Source organism: Desulfonatronum zhilinae (assembly GCF_900182865.1).
GTDB lineage: Bacteria > Desulfobacterota > Desulfovibrionia > Desulfovibrionales > Desulfonatronaceae > Desulfonatronum > Desulfonatronum lacustre.
This window is the reverse complement of sequence record NZ_FXUJ01000023.1, coordinates 11,248-30,147: the sequence shown is the minus strand read 5'-3', so window position 1 is coordinate 30,147 and position 18,900 is coordinate 11,248. Positions and strand designations below refer to the sequence as shown.

Here is an 18,900-nt window from a genome sequence, read left to right as displayed (position 1 = left end):
AGGTCTAAGTGAAATATGCAAAAATCGTTTTCTGGTCGTTTTTGTTGAGTGTTGTTTTTTCCCTGAACCTCCAGGCCGCCGAGCCAGGGGTTCAGGTGCGCACAGGGCCGACGGACATCGTCAACGGCATCGCCCTGGCTGACGAAGACATCACCATTTCCAACGAGTTCTTTAAAATAGCCTTTGCCGTTGGAACCACCCCGCCCTGGGGCGTTCCGCATGGCTCCATCGTGGACTCCGCTCTTTTCGTGGACGGAGAATGGACCGACAATCGAACCGCATTGATCGATTTCCTGCCCCACGGCTGGTCCGCCTGGCCCAGTGAATCCCAGCAGACGCGTATCGTGGAGCAGAGCCCTGACCGGGTCGTCATCCAGATCACCAGGGACTACGACGCGAACATTGAACTGATCACGACGTATACGGTTACATCTGGAAGCAATATCCTGGATGTTTCCACGCGGATGACGAATCGCGGAGAGAAAACTTACGAAGATCTTCTGGCGGGATACTCCTTGTGTACGCTTAGCGGATACATGTTCGGTCCCTGGGGCACGGTGGAAAGAGGCTACGACCAGGTGGCCGAAGAGTGGTTTGGGGACTATGTTCTCGGATATGACGAACATTTCGCCATGGCCGTGCATTACCCCGGATTCACGGATTTTGCCTGGGGGACCGGATGGCGCGATCTTTACAGGAAGCAGACTCTGGCACCCGGGGATACCGTGGATCTGGCGGCCTGGATCCAGTTTGATGATATCGGCAGCACCGCGGAAGTGATGCGCCACAACCTTGCGCTGAACGAAAAGCCTTTTGGGACGGTTTCCGGCGTTGTGCGATCCACCGAGGGCAATGCCGTTGACGTACCTGTCGTGATATTCGAAAAGGCCACGCCGGAGGCCCGGGACATGCTTTTCGCCTGGACCGTCGGGGAAAACGGCGCCTATGAGATCGCCCTGGAAGAGGGGGAATATGCCGTCCATGCCGTGGCCAAGGGGTATTCGCTGACCGCCAAGCAGCGAATCAGCGTCTCCGCGGGGGAGAATACCCCCCTTGATTTCAATGACATCAGTACGGGAGGCGAGGTTGTCCTCTCCGTTGTGGACAAGAAGACGCAACAACCCGTTGACGCCCGGATCGAAGTGGTAGAGGGGCCGGAAATCCTCGTGGAGTACGTTGGGGCCAGGACCTTTTTCACGGAGTTGGAAAAACCGGGCATGGCCGGCTTCCAGTTGGCTCAGGGCGAGTACACCCTGTCTGTTTCCAGTGGCGCCGATTTTACGGCCAGAGAGGAGATGGTCAACCTGTCCGTTGTGTCCGAAGGACGTCACGAACTGGTTCAAGCCATCGAGCAGTTGATCGACCTGCCCGGTTCAGGCTGGTATGCGGCGGACTTGCACCACCATTCCGATATTCTGGACGGTGTGACGCCCCCGGATTATCTTGTTCGCTCGCAGCTCGCCGGCGGATTGGATATCGTCTTTGTCAGCGATCACGACTCCATTGCCAACAATGATCAGATCGCTGAAATGGCCAAGTCCAGGTCCGTTTCCTTCATCTCCGGGATCGAGGTTTCTCCGAACTGGGGACACATCAATGTTTTGCCGATTCCCTTGGATGGGCGGGACGTGTCCATTGATCCCGGCGCCACGGCGGGAGAGATTTTTGCCAGGGCCAGAGAACTGGACGCTTTGGTGATGGTCGCGCATCCCTACATCACGTACGGGTATTTCCACAGCGCGGAACGCGACATGGTTCCCGGAGGCTGGGACGCGGATTTCGATTTGATCGAAATCAACGGCGCCATCTCCACCAAGGATAACCACAAGGCTCTGCAGCGAACCTGGGAGTTTTGGAATAATCAGGAAAAATACTATCTTGCCGGTGGAAGCGACGTCCATGACGTGTGGCGATACCGGTCCGGCAATGCCAGGACCATCGCGCGGGTCGACGGCGACTTCACCCTGGAGAAGTATTACCAGGCTTTGAAACAGGGCAATTCCTATGTTTCCTTCGGTCCGCTGGTTTATCCCGAGCATGCCTTCGGCCAAACCATCCATGTTCCCGCCAGTGGGTTTGATCTGAACTTCAAGACGGTCTCCGTTCATGGAGTTGATACGATCACGGTCGTGACCGAAGGGGCCAGATTCAACGACGACGGTGAAATCGAAGGATTTGCCTTCCAGCAAAACTATGACGGTGTTGACGAACAATATGTCTCCGTGCCTCTCACGCCGAAAAAGAATACCTGGTACGCTTTGATCATTGAAGATGGTCAAGGGAATTGGGCCATGAGCAACCCCATTTGGGTGAATGTCCTGTAGCTGGACAACCTCTTGCTCTGTGTAATGAAAACGCGGTACTTCAGCCGGACAAGCTGAAGTACCGCGTTTTCTGCGTTGGATGCGTACGCACTCTGTCTTGCTTTGCCACACGGGAAATCCATGCTGCATCTCATCCTGCCCTCCGACCTGGACGCCTTGCGGGAACTCCTTGACGAGAATCCGGAGTCTCTGCTCGACGTGGCCGCCGTGGTCAATTGCCTGGGGACCTGCGGGTTGTGCGAGCGGCGATTCGTACCCGTTGCCCCTTTGGTGGAATCCCTGGAGCCCCTGTATGGCGACTCCAAAGGATTACATGCCCTTTTGCGTCACAACCAGTATATTTCCCTCTCCGAGGCCATCTGCGGGTTTTGCCACGCGGACCCAGGGCTTCTGAACATGTTCCAGAAAATGAAGAAGCTGTGAGTTCCATTCTCCTGGTTCATCGCGGTGCATTGGGGGATTTCCTGATGGCTTGGCCGTCCATGCTGGCCGTTCGCGAACGGTTTGCGGATCAGGCCGTGTTTTGGGCTGGTTCCTCCACCCGTTTACCCTGGTTGCGGCCTTTGGGCGTGGAGCCCTGCCCTTTGGAGATGCGACGGGGCATGGATGCCTTGTTCCTTCGTGAGCCGTGGCCGGTGGAGTTGGCGGACGCGCGGGTTTTCTGGTTCGTGCTGGAAACGGCCCCTCCGGTTCCGGCGCACTCCCGGTTGCATGTGCTGCACGGCATTGTCGGTTCCGGGAGCGTTCCGACCACGGCGCCCAGGGATGCGTATGCCCAGGGGCTGCGCGAACTCGGTATCGGTTGGAACCCCGACTGGCCGGCTGGTTGGCGAGGGCTTTTCGGGGCGTGGGGGAGCGGACAGGGGAGGAAGGGGGATGCCGAGATTCTGCTCTTTCCCGGAGCCGGGCATCCGGCCAAGCAGTGGCCGCTTGTACAATTTTTTGAACTGGCCCGGTGGCTCCAGGGGCAGGGCCGAAGCGTTCGGTTCGTGCTCGGCCCGGCGGAGCGGGATCGGGGGATGGAAATCAGGGATTATCCCGTCAGCTGGCCGCATTCATTGGATGTCTTGCAAAAGCTGCTTTTGGGCGCACGTCTGGTGGTGGGCAACGACAGCGGGCCGATGCATCTGGCGGGCATGCTGGGCGTGCCGGGTCTGGCCTTGTTCGGACCGGCTCTGGAAACGCAGTGGGGCCCCGTGGGATTGCGGACCATCGGTCTGGACTTGCCCTGTCGTCCATGCACGCGAACCGGACGGATAGCCTGCGCCGATCCCCGGTGCATGCTAGAGATTCCCCAGAATATGGTTCGCCGGGAAGTGGGCGCTCTCCTGGCTCGGTGAGTAGGCCAAGAGTTTGTTTGCTTTATCCGAATAACGGGCACAAAAAAACCGGTTTTGCTTCAGGGTGGGCTGCCCAAAAACAAAACCGGCTTTTGCAAAAGGAGGAAGGTGATTTGGTTATAGCAAGCAGGATGCCAAACTCATATTTTCGGCAATTTTGGGTTAAGCGAACAAGCTCTTCGAGCCGAAAACCCTGTCCTGGCCTCCTTCTCCCGGATCAACGCTTCGTCCCTTCGACCCCTTGGAGTCAGGTCGCGGATCGAAAAATTTGGTCAAAGGCGTACAAAAAATTATACCCTTGAATTGAACGGCTCGGTTTCCGGTAAATTCTGGTTCAAAAAATTCAACCGACCTCCCAGCCGACCTGTTGAAGCTGCTCCAAACTGATTGCTCCCAAGCGAAAAATCTTCAAGCGTCCGTCGGGCAGAATACGGACAACGGTGGAAGGCGCTCCTCCGGCCGGATAGGGTGGTTGCTTGAGGATCATGCCTTTGATGGAATTCGACTCGTCTTGGCTTGATGGTGGTGACGGCGAGGAACATGCTTCGAGGAAGAGGGCCGCCGTCAGTTTCGGATCCAGGTGCTCCGGGCGGGAGGCCGCGGATTGGCCGCTGGTGTTGGCGCTGGTGGCCGTCAGCGGGGTGGAGCTCTGGACGGCCAGGGCCTGGGCCGTGGGGTGGGAGGTCCAGCGCACAGCGATAAAACCTTGCTGGTCCTGCAAAAGCGGCGACAGTCCGACCCGGGCCGGAACAAGAATACTCAAGGGACCGGGCCAGAAATCGCGGATCAGTCGGTCAAGAAGGGCGTCGCGATGGTCCGTGACCATGGCCAATTGCTCCGGTGCGCCGATGAGCACGGGCAACGGCTTGCCCCGGGGCCGACCCTTGGCCCGGAAGACCCGCTGGACGGCGTCCTCGGATCGAATATCCGCGCCCAGGGCGTAGAGGGTTTCGGTGGGATAGACGACCAGTTCCCCTCGGGTGATGGCCGTTGCCGCCAGGATGAGTTCCCGCTGACGGTGTTGCCCGTTCACTTTCGAGTTCATCGGGTCATCCAGGAGCAAACCAACTCCTCCATTTCCTCGGAATCAAAACTGGGCCGGTCGTAACAGCCACGGGCTTGGCGCTGCCGCCAAGCCTCGTAGAGGATCACGGCCGCGGCCACGGAGACGTTCAGACTCTGGATCATGCCCTGCATGGGGATGAACAGGTTGTCCGGGATCAGGGCGTCCAGGGCCGGGTCCTGGCCGCGGTGCTCGTTGCCCAGGAGGATGGCCGTGGGGCCGGTGAAGTCCCATTCCGGGAGCGGTTTGGCGTCAACGGTCAGGTTGGTGCCGATGATCTGGTAGCCCTGGGCGCGGAGTCCGTTGATCATGGTCGCGGCGTCATGGTGCCGAACCCGGTCCACCCATTTCTTGGCCGAGGCCGAGGAGCGCTTGCCCACCAGGGGAAAGGATTCGCGGGTATAGTACAACTGCACGCCGTGGACCCCGAAGGCGTCGCAACTGCGCAGGATGGCGGAGACGTTGTGCGGGTCGTGAATGTTGTTCAGGATCAGGGTCAGATCTTTCTGCCGTTTGGCCAGGACTTCCCGGATCCTGTGGACGCGTTGTTCAGTGATGGAGGTTCTCATGGTCGTGGTTAGTTCACCAGGGCTGCGTGTCGCCTTCCAGAATGACCACCGCCGCGGCGGTGTCCCGACCGTGGGTCAGGCTGAGGTGGACGCGATGCGCCCCGAGCCTGGCGGCGGCGTCTTGGGCCGCGCCGGAGAATTTCAGCTCCGGTTGACCGGAAGAGCGTGAGGAAACTTCGATTTGCTGGAACGTGATGCCGTGACGGAATCCGGTGCCCAGGGCCTTGACCGCGGCCTCCTTGGCCGCGAACCGGGACGCCAGATAGGGAACCGGTGGTCCGGCATGGGCCCTTGATAGATGGATTTGTTCGGTTTCCGTAAGCACGCGCCGGGAAAACGTTTCGCCGAAACGTCCCCAGATTCTTCGGATCCGGTCCAGTTCCACCACGTCCAGCCCCAGGCCGACTATGGGCATGGGGCTTTCCGCGGCTTGTTTTGTAAAGACGGCATGGTTCCGGTTTTCAGGCGGAAAAGGTCTGGATGATGTCCGTCATTTCGCGAACCGCTTGGCGCAGGCCGACATGAATAGCCCTGGCCATGATGCTGTGACCGATGGAGTATTCCTTGATGCCGGGCGCTTGGGCAAAGGGCAGGACATTGGTGTAGTTCAGGCCGTGGCCGAGGTTGACCTTCAGCCCGATGTCCTGGGCGAGTTGGATGCCGTGGAGGATTTTGGTCAGTTCGGCTTCGCGTTGTCCCCGGTTCGGCGCATCCGCGTAATGGCCGGTATGGATTTCAATGTACTCCGCGCCAATAGCCTTGGCGGCCTGGATCTGTTCCGGGTCCGCGTCGATGAACAGGCTGGAGAGAATCCCGGCGGCGTGGATGTCCGTCAGGTAGTCCCGGAGGTTCTGTTCTCGACCGATCAGGTTCAGTCCGCCCTCTGTGGTCAGTTCTTCCCGTTTTTCCGGGACGAGGCAGACCATGTGGGGGTGGGTGGCCAGGGCAATGGCATGCATTTCCTTGGTGGCGGCCATTTCCAGGTGCAGGTTGGTCTGCACGGTTTCCTTGAGCAGGGCCAGATCCCGGTCCTGGATGTGCCGACGGTCCTCGCGCAGATGGACGATGATCCCGTGGGCTCCGCCCAATTCAGCCAAATGGGCGGCGGTGACCGGGTCGGGTTCGCGGCCCATCCGGGCTTGGCGCAGGGTGGCGACATGGTCGACGTTGACGACGAGAACGGGCATGGATCGTGGTCTCCTTATCTGGTGCTATTTTGAAATGGGGCGAAAAAAAACGCCGTGTCCATGGTTGTCGATATGCCAGGGGGTATTGCGATTTAGTCCAAAAAGACATGGTTGGTAAAGTGGCAGGATACCAAACCTCAGGGCAGATTTGTTCTCGATCCTCACCCGCTAACTGAATCGGTATCGAAATCGAAATCGTAATCGAACATCGTAATCACAAGGTGATGCACAGCATAATTCCGATTTCGATTTCGATCGCGATTTGGATTTTGATGAGGTAACCGCGGTCAGGGGTCATTTTTTTCGCTTCTGCCTTGCCTTTGCCAAATATTTTTGTTTCGTCTTCGCATACCGTGCGGTGGTCCAGAGCGCGGCGACGACTCCGCTGATGAGAATCATGAGCATGCTTACGGTGCGCTGGACCTGCCATCGTTGAGTCGTCATCCACTCCGTGGCCCAGACGGAGCCGGATTCCTGGATCGCGTACAACAGGACCGGAACCGCGATGGCTGACGCCAGCAATCCGAACATGGCCAGCCAAAGGAACGTTTTACTTAAAAACAAGAAAAAGAGCGCCCCTTCTCTGAGGATTACCAAACTTCTCATGCGCTTGCCCATCCTGTCCAGGATGTCGCCCGCCTCTTTCATTTCCATGGTGGCTTGCCGAAAGGAACTGCCGTTGCTCAGATCCGACTTGGCAATGCGCTGAAGAATACGGCCTGCCTGGTTATAATCGCGGTTGATTTTGCTGATCAGTTTTGGAAAAGGGAAATAGGCGATTTCATCAAAAATGGCGCGAGCCCGTTCAATATTGTTCTGGGCTTCCTTTTTTAAGGAAGCTACGGCCTCCTTGATCTCACGGTCAGTTTCCTTATGCAGTTTTTCGGTGACTTCGGCTAGTTTGGTAAAGGACACATAGTTTTCCACTTGGCTGTTTTTCTGAAGGGTCGCGGCACGTTCCTCAGTATCCTTGCGAAACTGGTTATCCGGTCCGAACCACGTCTCCAGTTTCGAGCAAAGTTGCTTGAGCGCGTCCTGCTCTTTTTCGGCTTTTTGTATGGTCGCCGTCCATGGACCGGCCAGGGCCGAAAGCAAGAAGGAGCGCCCACGTTCAAGCTCGTGGTCGAAGAGAATGCGGTTGAAAATGTGCGGCTCCTGGATGATCAGGTCGACGAAAATTGTCCAGGCTTGATCCAGGAAGCCTTTTTTCGTGAGGCAAACCGCCTGGCGATAGCGGGGCTCCAGCCATTTTGGGGAATAGCGCAGGGAGTCTGAATATGTTTCATGGGCTTGGTCGTATGTCCCTTGGATCTCGAGCAGCCGTGCCTTGAGAAACAGCAAGTACCCTTGTTGCAACGGGGTATAGCACAGGTTCCGAGCATTTTTCCAATGTCCCTCGGCCTGGCGTGGATTTCCCGTCTCCAAGGCGATGAATCCCAGCAGAACATGAGGTTGGTAGTTTTTCGAAGCTCGCAGGATGGCCTGCTGCATCATGCGCTCGGCTTGGGAATAGTTGCGTGAGCGGGTGTTTTCCAAGGCCGACCAGACGTATTCGCCCTCAGGCGGGGAGAGTTGGCGCAGTCCGTCAGGCAATTCCTTGCCGCGGCTGCGCCAAACCATGCGCATCATCCGGTGCTGAGTCGGGCAATTGATTTCAAAAACAGCTTTGAGAAAAGTATGTTCCGGTCCCTCGGCCAGCAGCAGTTCCGGCATGGCGGCAAGGTCCCCGTTTCCGACGGTTTTGTCCAGGGTTTTGACGGCCTTGGCCAGCTCCTTGATGTCCATGACCCCGACTTTGTCCCAGACTCCCGGTTCCGCGTTGAAGATCTGTCGACTGGGGCAATTTGACGATTCGTGAGATTTCATGCCGCAATAAAAGCAGGGCGCTTTTTTTCCGGCGGACAGGGAAGCTGAGGCCGGAAAATCCACCCTGCGTCGTTCAGGGGAATCGTGGTCGGAAAGACCGAGTTGGCAAAGAGAATCCAGAGGCAGGTCGCCCGCCGCATCCAAGAAAGTAATCGCGAATTCGTCGCGCAGCAGAAGTCCCGTGCTGAGGGGGAGATGAGGGGTGTCCGGGGCGAGGCGGTCCCAAGTGATCGGGATTTTGGTCGGCAGTTCGTCGTTGAAGTTCAGGCCTTGGGACTGAACGGCGCAGTAAAGGCAAGGCCAGTAGGCGTCCGGTTCGTCGGATTTGTGATGCGCGATGGTCGCCAGAATTTCTCGAATCCAGGAAGAGAGTTGGTTCAGCCCGTCGATTTTAAAGAAGAGCAAGTTGTCTTGATAGATGTAGCGGATGCCCAGACGGTCCAGAATGGTCTTCAGGCGCATGTAGAAATTTTTCCAACGCAGAACGTAGTTTTCGCTTTCCTTGTCCTGCATGGGCTTGATGAAAAAAAACCATCCAAGATCCGCGTCCAAGGAAAAGCCGGGATCAACCTTGATGGCATGCCAGTTGATGGGCGTCATCCCGAACATCGGCGGGCGTTGTTCGACTCCCAGACCGGGGAAGGTGGAAACGTGACTGATCAAGTCCGGATGGACCCAGACGTCGAAGGACTCCCCTGGAGTGATTTTTTGCTCCGCGAGTTGGTTGGAGATGCTTAACGAGAGTTCGCTGTTTGATTCTCCCAAGATCAGTTTGGCCGGCAATACCTGGCTCAGTACCGGTTCGGGGTGGACCTTGGTCCAGAGCAGCATTCGCGCCAGAGCCGGAAAAACCTGGGAGTTTGGAAAGTACCACAGACTTTGATTGGAGCCGATGCTGATCTTGATTCCGCCGAAGCGCGTCAAGGTCTGGTGAGTGGTGCTGCCGGCCTTGTTACGCCAGAGCACCCAGACGCCGAACCCAGACAGCACCAGACGAGGGTTGGTTACTTTGGGCAGACTTTTCAAGATATCGGAAAGCAGATACATGACTTCCTCGGGAGAATCGGCGGTTTTGATTCCGCTTTATGTTCAGATGACAGAAGCAGCCCGGGCATGCCCGGGATCGAAATCGATATCGAAATCGGTATCGCCGTCATTCAATGATGCGCTTGTTCTTCTCGATTTCGATTTCTATACCGATTTCGGTTCCAGAGCCAAGACCTGATACCGCCATTTGAAGGCAAAACAGATGGGCGGAGCCGTTGTCGTCAACTCATAAATAAAGGATGGGAGCATGGATATCAGCAAGGCCATCGGGCAATTGAAACAGGAACCCGGATTCGTGGACAACGTCGGCATGGTGCTCGTGCATAACGGTACTGTTCGTAGCTGGTCCAGAAAGGACAAGCAACAGGTCCAGGCCTTGGAAGTAACCCCGGATCAGGAAAAAATTCAGGAACTGGTCCGGGAGTTTTCCGCCAAACCGGGCATTTTTCGAATCGTGGTGGAGGCTAGGTCCGGACTGTTCCAGCCCGGCGACGATCTGCTGTTCATTATCGTGGCCGGGGACGTGCGCGAGCACGTCAAACCCGTTCTTTCAGAGCTTTTGGAGCGAATCAAGGCCGAGGGCGTCAGCAAGCGGGAGATTCCAGCCACGGGCTGAGCCACAGCTTGATCCGTTCAGCCTCCTCAGGTTTGTCGTGCTTGAGGCAGCCGCTGATGTAGACCCGTGCCTTTGCTCGGAGTTCCCGGATCGTGGCCAAGCGTTGCAGCGAGGAGAGGACCTGGGTTCGCAGCAGCTTGACCAGAGCCTGGATCCGGTAGAGATCCAGGCCGATGATTTTTCTGGAGAGTTGGTCCGGATGGCCGCCGGTCTTGTGGACCAGCTTTTCAGGGCAGAAGCCCACGGGATGGCGGATCAGCGTACGTAGCCAGAGATCGTAATCCTCACAGGCCGGGAGTGCAGGGTCGAAGGGCCCGACCTCTTCCCAGAACCGGCGGTCGAACAGTACGCAGGACGGGCTGATCAGGCACAGCTTCAGGGCGTCTTCAAAAAACCAGCCTTCGGGTTTGGCATGTTTGACCATGGGGTTGACCCGACGTCCTCGGCGAATCCAGATTTCGTCGGTCTGGGAAATGCGCCAGCCTCCGGCTTCATGGTAGGCAAGGTGGGTCGCCAGTTTTTCCGGCAACCACCAGTCATCCGAATCCAGCAGCGCCAGGTATTCGCCCTGGGCCACCGTCAGCCCCGTGTTGCGAGCAGCCGAAACGCCTTGGTTTTGATCGTGGCGCAGAATCCGCACTCTCGGATCCCGGATTTCGCGCAGCGCCGTCGGGATTCCTTCCGTACTCCCGTCGTCCACCACCAATACTTCCAATCCCCTCCAGGGGCTGTGACGGCCGCGCTGGGCCAGTACGGAGCGGACCGCCCGGAGGATCTGCTCCGAGCGGTTGAAGACCGGAATGACGATGGAAACCAGCACGATGCCTTCACCGGACTCAGCGCGGGCGGGAAGCCGAGTCTTGGTCAGTCGAGTTTTGGCCCGAGGGCTGGAAGTGGGGGCAGCGCATGGAGTTCGGCGGTTGACCTCAGGGCTCTGCGTCAGCAACCGGCTGCTTCCAGCCGGAGAGGAAGAATCGCGCTTCGATGGGGCCTACGGGAGAGACCAGTTGGACTCTGACGTCCTGTCGGCCTTCCGGGGGGAGGGTCGAGGACAAGCGAGGGGAGGCGTCGATGTCGCCCTTGCGCATCCCGGCCTGGGCGACCTGGATGCCCTGCTTGTTCAGCAGGTGAACGAAGTAGCGTTTGACAATGGTGAAGAAGAGCCTGTTTCGGCCCTGACAGCGCAGATCACAATGAACATCCGCTTCGGAAACCGCCAGTTTCGCCGCGATTTTCAGGGCGTTGCGTTCGCTGAGGCTGGTGGCCATGGCGACCCAGGTTCCGTCGATGGTCTCCAGCCAGACCAGAAACGTCCAGGAGAGGTCTGGCGTGGGCGGTCCGTCTATGGCCACGATGGTCGTGGGGGAGTGGGCAAAGCGGAGAAAGGCTCGGTGCAGAGCCTCGGTCCCGGCGACGACCACCAAGGACTCAGGCAGGGCGCGTAATCCGGCTTCGACTCCGCGTTGGCGGTCTTGCTCATAGCGGTTGTATTCGTTGAGCAATCGACCCAGATCGGAAGCGGACAGATGGCCCAGTTCCACCAGGGCTTCGCCGATATGGGTGGTGGCCACGATCTGTGAAAACAGAAGATCATCCAGCTGTTTCGGGGTCAGGTAGTTTTTGCGCAGGGCGATCACGCCGAAGGGCAGGTCCAGGAGCTTTTGCTCCCTGGTCGTCTCCCGGATCTGGTCCTCGCTCAGGTAACCTCGGGAAAAGGCCAGTTCGCCAAGCAACTGGTTGTGCCGTTCCTGCAAAGCCAGGGCCTTTTGGAGTTGGGCCTCGGTGATGATCCCGGCCTGAAGCAGGTACTGGCCGAAGAAAATGGGGTTTGGGTTCGTCGCCGGTGTCCGGGTCATAGGAATTTGTAAGTTTTAGCAGGTTTGGGGGCGTTTGAAGATCTTGGAGCGAATGAGCCGATGCGTTTTTCCAGAAACGTCTTGAATTTTCGGGCTTCGGTCAGGTTTGGGTTCATGGCCAGGGCCTTGTCGACGAATTTCAAGGCCAAGGTCGGGCGACCTTTTTCTAGAAACGTGCGACCCATGTTGAAGATCAGGTTTTCGTCCTCACCGCTGATGATGCTCGCCTTGACGTAGTACTTCAGGGCCTGAGGATACATCTTGTTCTTGCGCAGGGAGATGCCGAACTGGTTGAACATGTGTTTGTGTCGCGGCTCAAAGGCCGCGTTCAGGCGAACCAGACGACGAAAGACGATGGCCCCGTGCTGGGTGTCGCCTCGGGCCAGATAGGACAGACCGAGTCCGAACGTGGCCCGGATGTTTTCCTCGTCGATGCGCAGGGCGGTCTTGAATTCCATTTCCGCGCTGAAGGTTTCGTTGTTGCGCAGATGCCGTTCGCCGCGGGCCACGGACTTTTCCACGGCGCGCATCATGGGGAAGACCTTGGAAAGGTAGACGTCCGGCTCGGGCAGGTAGTTTTTGAGCAGATTCTCTCGGGTGATCACCTTGGCCGTTCCCGTGGGAACGAAATGGGCGTTCAGGGATTGGATGGAAATGTTGCCGTCTTCTTCCTCAACGGCAAAGACCAGAACGTTTTGACTGATTTTCTTTTTGGTGTGCCCAAAACCCACGGTGATGCGGGAGGTGGTGGAAAAGACCCCCTTGATGCGGACGTCCTGAGAAGGGGGAGGGGTGACTGGTGTCGGATGGTATTGCATTGCTGAAGGAAATAGGAAAAAAGTTGATGTGTCGCCTCGCACGGGTTTCTTTTTGTAGTTGGCAACAGCGGGGGACGCAAGCGGTCGGAGAAGGAAAGCAGGGTGGATTTGGTCTTAATGGCCACTGAGTCGAAGATTGATCGGAATCGAATGCGGTTTTGATTGCGATTTCGATAAAAGCAACCAAGCGATAGTCAAAAAGGGGCGAGGATATGAGCGACGTCATTCTGGTAACCGGCGGGGCCGGGTATATCGGCAGCCAGACCTGCAAGGCCCTGGCCGCGGCCGGATATCGACCGGTGACCTTGGACAACCTGGTTTACGGCCATGAGTGGGCCGTGCGCTGGGGAGAACTGGTCAAGGGGGACATCCTGGACGGGGCCGTTCTTGACGCGTTGTTCGCGACTCATGCGCCCAAGGCGGTGATCCACTTCGCGGCCTATGCCTATGTGGGCGAGTCCGTGACCGATCCCCAAAAATATTACCGCAACAACGTTGCCGGGTCGCTCAGCCTGTTGGAGGCCATGCTCCGGCACGGGTGCCGGCGGATCGTCTTTTCCAGCACCTGTGCCACCTACGGCGAACCATTGGAGATTCCCATTCCCGAGTCCCATCCCCAGCATCCGGTCAACCCCTATGGCTGGAGCAAGCTGATGATCGAACAAATGCTCCGGGACTTCGACGCGGCCTATGGTCTGCGTCACGTGGCCCTGCGCTACTTTAACGCGGCCGGGGCCGATCCGGACGGTGAACTGGGTGAGGAGCACGATCCGGAGACCCACCTGATCCCGCTGGCCGTGCTCGCGGCCCAGGGCAAGCGCGGGCCGTTGTCCGTTTTTGGCCGGGATTATCCGACTCCGGACGGGACGGCGATTCGGGATTATATCCATGTCGCCGATCTGGCTCGGGCCCATGTGGCCGCGTTGCGATTCCTGCTGGACGAGGATCGCAGCGAGGCGTTCAATCTGGGAACCGGCTCGGGGCACAGTGTACGTCAGGTCGTGGACATGGTCCGGGAAGTGGGCGGACGAGAGGTGCCGACTCTGGACGCCCCCCGGCGGGCCGGAGACCCTCCGGCCCTGGTGGCCGTGGCGGACAAGGCCCGGGCCGTTTTGGGATGGGAACCGAGCCTTCCTCGATTGGAGGACATTGTCCGGACGGCCTGGGACTGGCACGCCGGACCACGATGATTGCACGCCGTTCGGGCCGGGAACCGTCCTCCTTTGGGAATGCCGTCGAATCATGATCCTGACCCACCGCCCCGCCGCTGAAAGCGACCTCCACGCCATTTGCTCATTCCCACGCAACGAGGACGAGCTGTTCTTCGCGTATCCCAAGGCCACGTATCCGTTGACGCCGCCTCAACTGCTGGAGGCCGTCCGTCAACGCTCGGATTCCACGGTGGTGGAGGATAACGGAAACGTCGTCGCGTTCGCCAATTTTTATCGCTGGGAAACGGAAGGATGCTGTTCCATCGGCAACGTCATCGTCTCCCCGACGGCGCGAGGAAAGGGCGTGGGTCGGTACCTCGTTGAGCGAATGATTGACCTTGCTTTAACGAAATACAGGGCGGCCGAGGTGACGGTATCGTGCTTCAACCGCAACGTTGCCGGGTTGTTGCTGTATCCCCGGCTGGGATTTCAACCCTATGCCGTGGAAGAACGGCGTGATAAGAGTGGGAGCCGGGTCGCGCTGATTCATATGCGACTGCGCGCCCCGGGCAGTCCGTCATAAGTACTGCCAGTTCTACTTGGGCAATGCGTTATTTACTTGAGAGAATGCAGATATCGGGGTCGGTATCGGTATCGGTATCCGAATCGGGATCGAATGAGAATTATTGGCGAACAAACAGTATCGATCCCGATCCCGATACCGATACCGACCCCGATTCGGACCTCGATTCTGATACCGAAAGAGAAGCTTTGAATTGGAAATGGGATAACAGACAAAACAGGAGACAATCATGAGTGTATGTTCCGTGGTTATTATGGGAGCCAACGGCAGGATGGGCGCGACGTTGGCCCGGTTGGCGCGAGAGGATTCGGAACTGACTCTGGCCGGAGTGGTGGAACGTCCGGGACATGAGCAGGGCCTGGAAGCGCACGGTTGCGTGCATGGCGACAGTCTGGAGCAGGTGCTGGACGGGCTGGGAGACGCGGTGGTCATCGACTTTACCGCGCCGGAAGCCTCGGTGGTTACGGCCAAGACCGTGGCCAAGACCGGGCATCGAGCCGTGATCGGGACCACGGGCATGACCCGGGAGCAGACCGAGGAGCTGCGTGAGGCGGCCAAGGCCGCGCCGGTGCTCTGGGCTCCGAACATGAGCGTGGGCGTGAACGTGTTGTTGCGCATCCTGCCCCAGCTCGTGGCTCTGCTGGGTCCGGCCTACGACCTGGAACTGATGGAAATTCACCACAAGGCCAAGAAGGACGCGCCCAGCGGCACCGCGGTCAAGCTGGCCCAGTGTCTGGCCGAGGCCAAAGGCTGGGAGTACAACACGGTCAAGCAGTGCTGCCGGGAGGGCATCATCGGCGCTCGTCCGGCCGAGGAGATCGGCGTGCAGACCTTGCGCGGCGGGGATGTGGTCGGAGATCACACGGTCTATTTTTTCGGCCCCGGGGAGCGGATCGAGATCACCCACCGCGCCCATTCCCGAGAAACCTTCGCCCAGGGCGCGCTGCGGGCCGCCAAGTGGTTGTCCGGTCAACAGCCCGGCAAGCTCTACGCCATCGCGGACATGCTGGATACGGCGTTGTAGGACTTGGCATCAGGAAGCGTCAGGTTTTCAGAAGCAGATCCGCCACGGCGCCCAAGTCCGGTGCCAGAATGTCCGGATGGTCCGGGATTGTCAGCGGGTGCAGGGCCACGGCCTTTGCGAGCGGATGCGGCAGGCCCAGGTCCTGGTCTATCGCCGTTTGTCGGCCGTGGCCCGTGAGTACCAGGGCCGCGGCGGCCAGGCCCGCGGATCGCGCGAAGCGGATGTCCGCCACCTTGTCGCCGATCATGATGGTCCGGGCCGGGTCGAGACCGTGCGTGGCCCGCAGTTCCTCCCACAGGCCGGGCAGAGGCTTGCGGCAGACGCAATCGTCATCCGGCCCGTGGGGGCACATTACGGTGGCCGTGAGTTCCACGCCCTCTTCGCTCAGTAGTTGGAGCAAGCGCCCCTGCACGGCCTCATATTGGGCAAGGGAAAAATAGCCGCGTCCGATGCCGGATTGGTTGGTGACCAGAAAAAGGCGTCGTCCGGAGTCCATCAGGGCGCGCAGGGCCGGACCGGCTCCGGGAATGAGTTGGACGCCGTCCGGGGCGGCCAGATAATGGCGCTCTTCGATGACCGTGCCGTCGCGGTCCAGAAGGATGTTGTGGATTTGTTCGTACATGGATTGTCGCTTCATTGGTTGTAGTGCGTCGGGTTTGGTAATTTGGAATGCGGATGTTTCGTTGATCACCCATCAACGATCAACCGTCAATCTTCAACGAGCGGGACGCAAAACGCTGTTTTGCGCTTCGCTCACGTCAGGATGGCGCGATGTTCGAGTTGCTGTTGGTGGTCGGTCTGGCGACCTTGGTTTCCGGGCTGTGCTCGTTGTCCGAGGCCGTGCTCTATTCCGTTCCCTGGAGCCATCTGGAGCAGATGCGCAAGAGCGGAAAAAAGAGCGGCGTGCTGCTCTTTGACCTCCGGAATAATGTCGAGCGGCCCATCGCCGCGATCCTGACCCTGAACACCGTGGCCAATACGGCCGGGGCGGCTGTGGCCGGGGCTTTCGCCGCCGCGCTCTTCGGCACGGAGAGTCTGATCTATTTTTCCGCCGTCTTCACGATGATCATCCTGGTCTTCGCCGAGATCCTTCCTAAAACCATGGGCGTGATGTACAATCGGCAACTTGCCGGTTTCCTGGCCCAGCCCTTATGTTTTCTGGTGGTGCTGTTCAGCCCGGTGATCTGGCTGATGGACCGGATAACCCGATTGATCGGGCGGAAAAAAGCCGGACCAGAGGCCACGGAAGACGACCTGCGGGCCGTGATCAGCCTGACCCGAAAGGCCGGGGTCATCAAACATTATGAGGAGATGTCCATCCGCAACATCTTGTCCCTGGACACCAAGATGGTCAAGGATATCATGACCCCGCGCACGGTGATTTTCTCCTTTCCGGTTGAACTGAGCGTGGGCGAGGCCAGAACGTTGAAGACCGTGTGGCCGCACAGTCGTATTCCGGTCTACGAGGACGAGGACCAGGAAGATATCGTGGGAATCGTGTATCGGCGTGAATTACTGGAAGCCCTGGCCAATGACCAGGACGATCTGGTGCTGGGCAGGTTGATGAAGCCGGTTCAGTTCGTTCTGGAATCCATTACCCTGGACAAGCTGTTGGTGCGCTTTCTGGAGTCTCGGATGCACCTGTTCATTGTCCTGGATGAATATGGAGGCTTGGTCGGACTGGTAACCCTGGAAGATGTGCTGGAGGAGATCCTGGGCAGCGAGATCGTGGACGAGACCGACCAGGTCGTGGACATGCGCGAGCTGGCCCGGCAGCGACGCAGTCAACTGGTGGCGAAAAAGACGACGTCCCAGGCGTCATGATGGGAGGAACGCCCGAGCTTCGCGGCTTGCGGCGGCTTCCAGCACCGTGACGATCCGTTGGGTGTAGAGGTGTTTTGTCAGGATGTGGTCGCGCCATGCGTGTTTGAGGTGGCCGGCCAGGGGCGGATCGTCGTCCAAGCGACGAATACGATCGTGCAGGGACGTTTGAGTCGTGAAGGTGACTTCCCGAATTAGCTCCGGGTCGAAGATCGCCAAGCCGGGGGTGTGGTCCGTGAGCAGGAAGCCTCCCGCGGCCCAGACGTCGAAGTTGCGCTGGGTCAGGCCGTGGGGCAGGAGCAGGCTGGTCAGGTTCAGGGTGACACGGGCCTGGCGATAGATTTGAGCCAGGGGGCCGTAGTAGTCCACTTCCGGGCGGACGTCGCTCTTTTCAAGCAGGTCGTTCCAGCCCGCGTCTCCGAATACGGTCAGATTTCCATCCCGGCCCGCTGCCTGAAGATAAGCCGCGCGGCGACGTTGGCTGAACTCCTCGGCGGCGAACCCCACCTGGCGCGCCGCTTGTCCCGGCCATAAGGCCGGGAAGCGCAATTGTTTCCACCACCAGGAAAAGTCCGGACGCCCGCCTTGGGCCATGAAGGCCGCGGCCCTTGGCTCCAGATTTTCCGGAACCGCGCAACCGGCGAAAAAGCGCTCTTTTCCCGGAAAGGCCGAGCGTCCGACGAACACGACCCTTCGGTGGAGTTCGGACCAGTCTTCCTTCGAAGGAGAAGGTGTTGCCGGATGGAGAAAATGTTCGGCCGCGGCCAGAGGTAAATGAGCGACTTGGGTCGCGCCTTGTTCCAGCAGGCGGGGAATGAACCAGTCGTCCGTGACGAACAACCGGCATTGTTTCCAATAGGCCGAGCGCAGCCCGGTCAGCAGGTGAAACGGATTGTCCACGCACCAGACGCAGACCTGAGCCCCGGCGTGCCGAAGCAGGGCGTGGTTTTGGCCCTGAGGGTCCAGCCCCTGGAAATTGACGCTGAAGAACAGGTCCGGCCGCTCCTCCTTCAGTCGTCCGAGCGTTTCCCGAGGCGATATGGATTCCGGTACCAACCGTACGGTCAAGCCCTGGGAGGTGAAGGCCCGGGTCAGTTCGCGGGCCAACAACCTGTGCTCGGAAGCGGGCAGCCAGGCGAGGTTTTTGTCCTGGGCGGTCGGAGGCGAAAGGCGTCGCAGGGCGATCCGGGCCAGGACCGGGGACCAGAAATCCGGGAAAAGGGACAGTCCCGGCCCGTAGAACAGGATGGTCCTGGAGATTAGGTCCGGATCGTCCAGGTCGTGGAGGGTGACGGGCCGCCACCGGGCGGGTAGGGCGGCTCGGTGACCGGAGGGCGCCTGGTGTTGCATTTGGCGTTGCAGCTCCGGGCACTCCAGGTAGGCCACGTCGCCTTGATCTCGAAGCATGTCCACGACAACGTCCGGGTCCGGCCCGATGCCCAGCAGGAGAACGCCGGAGTTTGCGGCCCCGTCTCCAGCGTAGAGTATCCGATACTGCTTTGGATCACCGGGAAGGGATTTGCGGCGTCCGAACTGGTCCAGGACCTGAGTGCGTTGAGGGCGTGTCTTTCGGTCTTCCGTCGGTTTGCCGGTCATTGGGGGCGCTTGGCTCCGGAGCGGGTTTCGGGTAGGCTG

Annotated in this window: 18 protein-coding genes; 8 read left to right on the top strand and 10 right to left on the bottom strand. The window is 59.0% G+C overall.

The window, feature by feature from the left end:
- The first annotated feature begins 8 nt into the window (after nt 1-8).
- The 3 genes from AC559A_RS15635 to AC559A_RS15625 all read left to right on the top strand — a co-directional run bounded on the left by AC559A_RS15635 (nt 9) and on the right by AC559A_RS15625 (nt 3,664).
- Complete coding sequence (locus AC559A_RS15635) at nt 9-2,324, top strand: CehA/McbA family metallohydrolase (protein ID WP_498818624.1); 2,316 nt, start codon at nt 9-11, stop codon at nt 2,322-2,324.
- 120 nt (nt 2,325-2,444) lie between these two features.
- Nucleotides 2,445-2,747: a hypothetical protein gene (locus tag AC559A_RS15630; RefSeq protein ID WP_028571910.1), complete on the top strand. Its 303-nt coding sequence runs from the start codon at nt 2,445-2,447 to the stop codon at nt 2,745-2,747.
- On the top strand, nt 2,744-3,664 hold the full coding sequence (locus AC559A_RS15625) for a glycosyltransferase family 9 protein (RefSeq protein WP_498818623.1): 921 nt from the start codon (nt 2,744-2,746) through the stop codon (nt 3,662-3,664). The genes AC559A_RS15630 and AC559A_RS15625 overlap by 4 nt, the downstream gene beginning before the upstream one ends.
- A 343-nt stretch (nt 3,665-4,007) precedes the next feature.
- Here AC559A_RS15625 and AC559A_RS15620 read toward each other — a convergent pair whose 3' ends face one another.
- The 5 genes from AC559A_RS15620 to AC559A_RS15600 form a co-directional block, all read right to left on the bottom strand.
- Nucleotides 4,008-4,709, bottom strand: coding sequence for an L-threonylcarbamoyladenylate synthase (locus tag AC559A_RS15620; protein WP_498818622.1), 702 nt, complete (start codon nt 4,707-4,709; stop codon nt 4,008-4,010).
- Complete coding sequence (locus tag AC559A_RS15615; protein WP_028571908.1) at nt 4,706-5,296, bottom strand: TrmH family RNA methyltransferase; 591 nt, start codon at nt 5,294-5,296, stop codon at nt 4,706-4,708. Before AC559A_RS15615 ends, AC559A_RS15620 begins: the two co-directional genes overlap by 4 nt.
- Nucleotides 5,297-5,309: 13 nt before the next feature.
- Entirely contained in the window at nt 5,310-5,711 is a 402-nt protein-coding gene (locus AC559A_RS15610) for a holo-[acyl-carrier-protein] synthase (RefSeq protein WP_498818621.1), read from the bottom strand.
- A 46-nt stretch (nt 5,712-5,757) separates the two neighbouring features.
- Nucleotides 5,758-6,483: a pyridoxine 5'-phosphate synthase gene (locus AC559A_RS15605; RefSeq protein ID WP_028571906.1), complete on the bottom strand. Its 726-nt coding sequence runs from the start codon at nt 6,481-6,483 to the stop codon at nt 5,758-5,760.
- A gap of 294 nt (nt 6,484-6,777) precedes the next feature.
- Nucleotides 6,778-9,396: a hypothetical protein gene (locus AC559A_RS15600; RefSeq protein WP_498818620.1), complete on the bottom strand. Its 2,619-nt coding sequence runs from the start codon at nt 9,394-9,396 to the stop codon at nt 6,778-6,780.
- Nucleotides 9,397-9,643: 247 nt separating this feature from the next.
- Here AC559A_RS15600 and AC559A_RS15595 point away from each other — a divergent pair, with 247 nt between their 5' ends.
- Entirely contained in the window at nt 9,644-10,012 is a 369-nt protein-coding gene (locus AC559A_RS15595; RefSeq protein ID WP_028571904.1) for a molybdenum cofactor biosynthesis protein MoaE, read from the top strand.
- Here the strand turns inward: AC559A_RS15595 and AC559A_RS15590 are convergent.
- The 3 genes from AC559A_RS15590 to AC559A_RS15580 all read right to left on the bottom strand — a co-directional run bounded on the left by AC559A_RS15590 (nt 9,981) and on the right by AC559A_RS15580 (nt 12,686).
- A complete protein-coding gene (locus tag AC559A_RS15590; RefSeq protein ID WP_498818619.1) occupies nt 9,981-10,832 on the bottom strand; it encodes a glycosyltransferase family 2 protein in 852 nt (283 codons plus the stop codon). The genes AC559A_RS15595 and AC559A_RS15590 overlap by 32 nt on opposite strands.
- Before the next feature lie 106 nt (nt 10,833-10,938).
- Nucleotides 10,939-11,868: a cyclic di-GMP-binding domain-containing protein, MshE-related gene (locus AC559A_RS15585; protein ID WP_498818618.1), complete on the bottom strand. Its 930-nt coding sequence runs from the start codon at nt 11,866-11,868 to the stop codon at nt 10,939-10,941.
- The gene (locus AC559A_RS15580; protein ID WP_498818616.1) at nt 11,865-12,686 is read right to left on the bottom strand and encodes a tetratricopeptide repeat protein; all 822 of its coding nucleotides are present in this window, start codon (nt 12,684-12,686) and stop codon (nt 11,865-11,867) included. Before AC559A_RS15580 ends, AC559A_RS15585 begins: the two co-directional genes overlap by 4 nt.
- A gap of 212 nt (nt 12,687-12,898) precedes the next feature.
- Between AC559A_RS15580 and galE the strand changes: the two genes are divergently transcribed.
- From galE to dapB, 3 genes are all read left to right on the top strand, one after another.
- Entirely contained in the window at nt 12,899-13,876 is a 978-nt protein-coding gene (gene galE, locus AC559A_RS15575; protein ID WP_028571902.1) for a UDP-glucose 4-epimerase GalE, read from the top strand.
- Between the two features lie 52 nt (nt 13,877-13,928).
- On the top strand, nt 13,929-14,420 hold the full coding sequence (locus tag AC559A_RS15570) for a GNAT family N-acetyltransferase (RefSeq protein ID WP_498818615.1): 492 nt from the start codon (nt 13,929-13,931) through the stop codon (nt 14,418-14,420).
- A 229-nt stretch (nt 14,421-14,649) separates the two neighbouring features.
- Nucleotides 14,650-15,444: a 4-hydroxy-tetrahydrodipicolinate reductase gene (gene dapB, locus AC559A_RS15565; RefSeq protein ID WP_498818614.1), complete on the top strand. Its 795-nt coding sequence runs from the start codon at nt 14,650-14,652 to the stop codon at nt 15,442-15,444.
- Between the two features lie 19 nt (nt 15,445-15,463).
- Here dapB and AC559A_RS15560 read toward each other — a convergent pair whose 3' ends face one another.
- Nucleotides 15,464-16,066, bottom strand: a complete 603-nt coding sequence (locus tag AC559A_RS15560; protein ID WP_498818613.1) for a D-glycero-alpha-D-manno-heptose-1,7-bisphosphate 7-phosphatase — start codon at nt 16,064-16,066, stop codon at nt 15,464-15,466.
- A gap of 149 nt (nt 16,067-16,215) precedes the next feature.
- Between AC559A_RS15560 and AC559A_RS15555 the strand changes: the two genes are divergently transcribed.
- Complete coding sequence (locus tag AC559A_RS15555; RefSeq protein ID WP_028571899.1) at nt 16,216-17,268, top strand: hemolysin family protein; 1,053 nt, start codon at nt 16,216-16,218, stop codon at nt 17,266-17,268.
- On the opposite strand, the gene AC559A_RS15550 is transcribed toward AC559A_RS15555, so the two are convergent.
- Complete coding sequence (locus AC559A_RS15550; RefSeq protein ID WP_498818612.1) at nt 17,263-18,861, bottom strand: glycosyltransferase family protein; 1,599 nt, start codon at nt 18,859-18,861, stop codon at nt 17,263-17,265. The two genes, AC559A_RS15555 and AC559A_RS15550, sit on opposite strands and share 6 nt — an antisense overlap.
- Nucleotides 18,862-18,900: the final 39 nt, after the last annotated feature.